The organism is Pseudomonas machongensis (assembly GCF_034961125.1).
Taxonomy (GTDB): Bacteria; Pseudomonadota; Gammaproteobacteria; order Pseudomonadales; family Pseudomonadaceae; genus Aquipseudomonas; species Aquipseudomonas machongensis.
In genome coordinates, this window is record NZ_JAYFUI010000154.1 from 1 (window position 1) to 5,733 (window position 5,733).

Sequence of the window (5,733 nt, forward strand, 5' to 3'; positions counted from 1 at the left end):
CTTCTGTTCCAGGCCTACCAGCTCCAGCAACTCGCGCACTTTACGCTGACGCTCGGCCTTGGCCACGCCGGCGACCTTCAAGGGGAGCTCGACGTTCTGCCACACGGTCTTGGCCGACATCAGGTTGAAGTGCTGGAAGATCATGCCGATGCGCCGGCGCAGCGACACCAGGCGATCCTCGTCGAACGGAGCGATGTCGACCTGGTCGATCAGCACGCGCCCTTCGCTGGGTTGCTCCAGGCGGTTGATGGTGCGCAGCAGTGACGACTTGCCGGCGCCGCTGCGGCCGATGATGCCGAAGATCTCGCCGCGGCGGATGTTCAGGTCGATGCCGTGCAGGGCAGGGTGAGCTTGCCCGGGGTAGGTCTTGCCCAACCCGATGAAGCGTACATGAGCCTCGTTCACCTCCGGGCGCAATACCTGCTCGCGCGCCGGAGCCTGCGTGGCATGGGGGACGGGCGCCCTGAGGGCGCTGGCGCTACTCATCTCAGCCCTCCCAGCCGGCCTGGTACAGGCTGCCGTGGGCCTTGTTCAGGGCTTCACGCACGGCCGGCGAATGCTGGTAGATATCGACGAACTTGGCCAGGCGCGGGTCGTCCTTGCTTTGCGGGCGGATCACGAACTGGATCACGTACTCCTTGTTCTCCAGGCCGTCGAACAGCAACGCCGAGGTGGCATCGAAGCTGTTGGCCAGGCGAATGTAGGCCGGGTAGCCCTGCACCAGGTCGGCATCGTCGTAGGCCCGCACCAGTTGCACGGCCTCGACCTGAAGAATCTTGAGCTTCTTCGGGTTGGCGACGATGTCATCTTCGGTGGCCTTGTAACCCACGCCAGGCTTGAGCGTGATCAGCCCGGCCTTGGCCAGCAACTGCAGGCCGCGCCCGCTGTTGATCGGGTCGTTGGCGATGGCCACGCTGGCGCCTTCGGGCAGCTCGGCGAAGCGCTTGTACTTCTTCGAATACAGGCCGACGTTGTTGATGATCCCCGGTGCATAGGGCACCAGGTTGAAGCCTGCTGCGGCCTTGGCGTTTTCCAGGAAAGGAATGTGCTGGAAGTAGTTCACGTCGATGTCGCCGCTGTTGAGGCTGACGTTGGGGGCGATCCAGTCGCTGAACTCGATCAGCTTTACCTCGAGGCCTTGCTTGTGCGCTTCTGCCACGGCCGCTTCGAGCGGAATGGCGAAGGCGGCCGTGGTACCGATCTTCAGGGGTTCGGCGGCCAGCGCGGCGCCGGCAAGGCCCAGGGACAGCAGGGCGGCCGCGACGGGCCGATAGAGTTTCTCAAGCATGATGCGCGGCTCCGGTGGGGGCGTTGGTCGGGGTGCGATAGGTGCTGCCGGGATGGTCGGCGGGCAGATGTGCGCTGGGGCTGGCGAACAGCTTCTGGCGCAGGCTGCCCTCGGCGTAGGCGGTCTTGTAGCGGCCGCGCCGTTGCAGTTCGGGGACCACCAGGTCGATGAAGTCTTCGTAGCTTTCCGGGGTGACGGTGCGTGCCAGGTTGAAGCCGTCCAGGCCGGTCTCGTCGATCCAGCCGATCAGTTGCTCGGCGACCTGATCAGGCGCACCGACCAGGGTCACGTAGCGTCCGCCCAGGGCGTGTTGTTCCAGCAGGCGGCGGCGGGTCCAGGCGTTGTCCTGCAAGAGTTTGGTGGCGGACTGGATCGCATTGCCCTGGCCTGCGTTGATTGGCTCGTCGAGGTCGAAGGCAGCGAAGTCGATGCCGGTGGAGGCGGCAAAGTGCGCCACACCGGCTTCGGCGCTGGCGTGGCGCAAATACTCGGCGTGCTTGGCGCGGGCCTGCTCCTCGGTCGGTGCGACGATCACGGTGATGCCCATGAACACCTTGATCGCCTGAGGGTCGCGGCCGGCGGCGAGGGCGGCTGCGCGCACCTTGTCGACCTGGGCACGGGTGCCTGAGTGGGTCTGGCCGCCGATGAACACGCACTCGGCGTGGTTGCCGGCAAATGCCAGGCCGCGTGCCGAGCTGCCCGCCTGGAACAGCACCGGTGTGCGCTGCGGCGAGGGTTCGCACAGGTGATAGCCCTCGACCTTGTAGAACTCGCCTCGGTGCTCGACCTTGCGCACTTTGTCGGGCCGGGCATAGACACGCTGCTTGCGGTCTTCGACCACGGCATCGTCCGCCCAACTGCCTTCGAGCAGCTTGTACAGCACCTGCAGGTATTCGTCGGCCTGGTCGTAGCGCCGGTCGTGCTCGGGTTGCTGTTCCAGGCCCATGGCACGGGCCGCGCTGTCGAGGTAGCCGGTGACGATGTTCCAGCCGACCCTGCCCTTGCTCAGGTGGTCGAGGGTCGAGAGCCTGCGGGCGAACAGATACGGCGGCTCGTAGGTGAGGTTGGCGGTCAGGCCGAACCCTAGGTTGCGGGTCACTGCGGCCATGGCCGAGACCAGCAGCAGCGGATCGTTGACCGGCAGCTGGATCGACTCCTTGAGCGTGACGTCGACCGAGTCGCCGTAGATGTCGTAGGTGCCGACGATGTCGGCGATGAACAGCCCGTCGAACAGCCCGCGCTCCAGCAGGCGCGCGAGGTCGGTCCAGTACTCGATGTCCTTGTAGCGGGTCGAGGTGTCGCGCGGATGGGTCCACAGGCCGTGGTTGATATGGCCAATGCAGTTCATGTTGAAGGCGTTGAGCAGGATCTGCTTGCTCATCAGATGGTCCCTCGCAGCGGTGGGTTTTCGCCGTTGAGGTAGTAGTTGCCGATGGCGTGGTACTTCCAGCGCACCGGGTCGTGCAGGGTGTGGACCCGGGCGTTGCGCCAGTGGCGGTCGAGGTTGTGTTCGGCCAGGGTGGCGCGGCTGCCGGCCAGCTCGAACAGAGTGCTGCCGGCGGCCAGGGAAATCTCGGTGCTGATCGCGCGGGCCTCGGCGACGGCGATGGAGGCGGCGGCCACGCTGCTGGCGTTGCTGTCGCGCTGGGCCTGGTCGAGGATTTCGCCGGCCCGCTCGAGCAGTGCTTCGGCGGCGTGCAGGCGGATGCTCAGGCGACCGAAGCTGTTGAGTGTCAGTGGATCGGCCGAGGCCTGGTCGACGCCTGCGTCGATCCATGGGCGGCTGTGGTTGCGCACGAAGTGCAGGGCGTCTTCGACGGCGGCGCGAGCGATGCCGGTGTCGATGGCAGCGTGGAGAATCTGGGCCAATGGGCCGACTGTTGTCGGGCGTTCGAACGCGGCCTGGAAGGGCACCAGGTCGGTAGCCTCGACACGGACATTGTCGAACAGCACCGATCCGCTGCCGGTGGTGCGCTGGCCGAAGCCGCTCCAGTCGTCGATCACCTGCACACCGGGGCTGTCGGCGGGCACGAACGCCAGTTGCTGCACGCCCTCGTCATCGACCACCGAGGTGGGAATGCGCTGGGCGTAGATCGCGCCGGTGGCGTAGAACTTGCGGCCGTTGATGCGGTAGCCGCCGTCGCGGGTCAGGCGGGTGGTGCGGTCGCTGGAGGTCCTGGTGCCGAGTTCGGCCAGGGCATTGCCGAAGCGCTTGCCGGCCAGCACCTCGGCGTAGAGACGCTGTTGCTGTTCGAGGGTGCCGTTCACGCGCAGCACTTCGAGGGCGTAGAAGTGGTTCTGCGGAATCTGCCCGAGCGAGGCGTCGGCCTGGGCGATGCGGGCGATGACCTTGGCCAGGGTGACGTTCGATACTTCGGCGCCGCCGAAGGCCTTGGGTACGCTGATCGCCCACAGGCCGGAGCGGGTGAACAGTTCCAGTTCGGCGTGCGGCAGGCGACGCTCGCGGTCGCGCAGGGCGCTGTCGCGGTGCAGTTGCCGGGCGATGTCTTCAGCGACGGCCAGGGCTTGAGCGTCGCTGGTGATCACGGATGTGGTCATGTTGTTCTCCGGGGCGTTTCGCGGGCAAGCCCGCTCCTACAGAGGATCGCGATCACCTGTAGGAGCGGGCTTGCCCGCGAAAGGCCCTCAAGTCAAATCCAGGAATGCCGCGCAGGCAGCGTGCCGTTGAGGTAGTAGGCGCCGACCGCGTGGTACTTCCAGCGCACCGGATCGTGCAGCGTGTGCACTCGGGCGTTGCGCCAATGGCGGTCGAGGTTGAATTCGGCGAGGGTGGCGCGGCTGCCGGCGAGCTCGAGCAGCTTCTCGCTGGCCTGCAGTGAAATCTCGGTGGTGAGCACCTTGGCCTCGGCAACGGCAATCGAGGCGCGCGCCGCAGCAGCGGCATCGATAGGCGTTGCATTGACTTCATCCAGCACCTGCGCGGCCTTGCGTAGCAGGGCTTCGGCGGCATGCAACTCGAGCTTGAGGCGGCCGATGTCGGCGATCACATAGAGGTCGTCACTGGCACGCTCGACCTTGGCATCGATCCACGGCCGCGACTTGTCACGCACAAAGGCGATGGCGTCGTCGATGGCCGCTTCGGCGATCCCGGCGTCGATGGCAGCCTGGATCAGTTGCGAGACCGCGCCCTGGATATTGGGCTGGTCGGCCTGGCGCCAGTTGTCGATCACCAGGTCCGCGTCCACCGGTACCTGGTCGAGTAGCACCGTGCCGCTGGCGGTGGTGCGCTGGCCGAAGCCGGACCAGTCGTCGACGATGCGCAGCCCAGGGCTGCCACGGCGTACGAAGGCCAGGCGCTGGCGACCTTCGTCGTCCAGGGCCTTGACCGCCACCCAGTGGGCGAACAGGGCGCCGGTGGAGTAGAACTTCTCGCCGCTGATGCGGTAGGTGTCGCCGTCGCGGGTGATGCGGGCCTTGAGGGTCAAGGTGTCTTTGGTGCTGCGTTCGGGGCCGGCATTGCCGATGCGCCAGCCGTCCAGCACCGAGCGGAAGATCAGCGCCTGCTGCGCCTCGCTGGCGGTCAGGCGCAGCAGTTGCAGCAGGCCGAACTGATTCTGCGGGATCTGCCCCAGCGCCGGGTCGGCGGCGCTGATCAGGCGAAAGACTTCGGCGATGGTCGCGAACGATACATCCGGGCCGCCATGGGCCTTGGGCACGCTGATGCTGCCAAGCCCCGAGCGGGTGAACAGCTCGATCTCGGCCCACGGCAGCTTGCGTTGCTGGTCGCGGCGCGAAGCCTGCTGGCGCGCGACTTCGGCCAGTTCGCGGGCCGCTTGCAGGGCCTCGGCGTCATTGCGCAACACCTTGGCCGGCAGCAGCAGGGGCGAGCTGTCGATATCGCTGTGGAATTGGGTATTGGGTTGGCTGGACATCAGTGCCGCTCCTTGGCTGCACTCAATGCCCTGGCGTTACGCACTGGGGTGATTGTGTTCCTGACCATTCCTGAACCTCACGAAGTAGATGCGTCGCTACAGCTGGTCGCGACGGATGTGTGCGGGTCCGGTGGTCCGGTTTATATACCTTATGTGCTTATAAAAAGTTTATGAACTAACTCTTTGGAATATGAATAGAAGAGAGGAATTTGCTTGGATGTGCCGGACTCTGCGCGGGCAAGGCCCGCTTGTATGGTTAGACTTGAAGGGGTGGTGGGACTAAATGCCCGATTCTGACTGTTCGCAGCAGTACAGACCGTGGGAGACATCGCCCCACCCCTTCCACCAAAGCGCCGATAAAGAATGCATCGTTTGCAAGCGACGATAGAAGCAAGCCAGCGCCTCTTGGTGAAACCCCCTCAAGCCCCGAAACCATAACGTGAGGTACCGCCCATGGCAATGCAGGTAGACAGATTGATCGTGGGTGTGGACGTTGCAAAAGCTGAGCTGGTTATTCATCACGATGATCGCGACGAGATCATCAGATTGAAG

At 65.2% G+C, this 5,733-nt stretch carries 5 protein-coding genes and 1 pseudogene; 1 reads left to right on the top strand and 5 read right to left on the bottom strand.

The genetic code is table 11. The features are described from left to right. From VA602_RS15015 to VA602_RS15035, 5 genes are all read right to left on the bottom strand, one after another. Positions 1-486, bottom strand: a 486-nt coding sequence (locus VA602_RS15015) for an ATP-binding cassette domain-containing protein (protein WP_323453608.1), incomplete at its 3' end; no start/stop codon positions are given. A gap of 1 nt (position 487) precedes the next feature. Next, complete coding sequence (locus VA602_RS15020) at positions 488-1,288, bottom strand: MetQ/NlpA family ABC transporter substrate-binding protein (RefSeq protein WP_112897119.1); 801 nt, start codon at positions 1,286-1,288, stop codon at positions 488-490. Further along, positions 1,281-2,669, bottom strand: a complete 1,389-nt coding sequence (locus tag VA602_RS15025) for an LLM class flavin-dependent oxidoreductase (RefSeq protein ID WP_054925365.1) — start codon at positions 2,667-2,669, stop codon at positions 1,281-1,283. The genes VA602_RS15020 and VA602_RS15025 overlap by 8 nt, the downstream gene beginning before the upstream one ends. Next, a complete protein-coding gene (locus tag VA602_RS15030; RefSeq protein ID WP_323453609.1) occupies positions 2,669-3,847 on the bottom strand; it encodes an SfnB family sulfur acquisition oxidoreductase in 1,179 nt (392 codons plus the stop codon). The genes VA602_RS15025 and VA602_RS15030 overlap by 1 nt, the downstream gene beginning before the upstream one ends. 92 nt (positions 3,848-3,939) lie before the next feature. Continuing rightward, positions 3,940-5,181 (bottom strand): SfnB family sulfur acquisition oxidoreductase, encoded by a 1,242-nt coding sequence (locus VA602_RS15035; RefSeq protein WP_153772479.1) that lies wholly within the window; start codon positions 5,179-5,181, stop codon positions 3,940-3,942. 453 nt (positions 5,182-5,634) lie between these two features. Between VA602_RS15035 and VA602_RS15040 the strand changes: the two are divergent. After that, positions 5,635-5,733: pseudogene (locus VA602_RS15040) on the top strand (IS110 family transposase); the annotation flags it as partial.

Coding starts and splice junctions, on each gene's coding strand:
- VA602_RS15020 (WP_112897119.1), bottom strand. CDS start 1,288: ATGCTTGAGAAACTCTATCGGCCCGTCGCGGCCGCCCTGCTGTCCCTG.
- VA602_RS15025 (WP_054925365.1), bottom strand. CDS start 2,669: ATGAGCAAGCAGATCCTGCTCAACGCCTTCAACATGAACTGCATTGGC.
- VA602_RS15030 (WP_323453609.1), bottom strand. CDS start 3,847: ATGACCACATCCGTGATCACCAGCGACGCTCAAGCCCTGGCCGTCGCT.
- VA602_RS15035 (WP_153772479.1), bottom strand. CDS start 5,181: ATGTCCAGCCAACCCAATACCCAATTCCACAGCGATATCGACAGCTCG.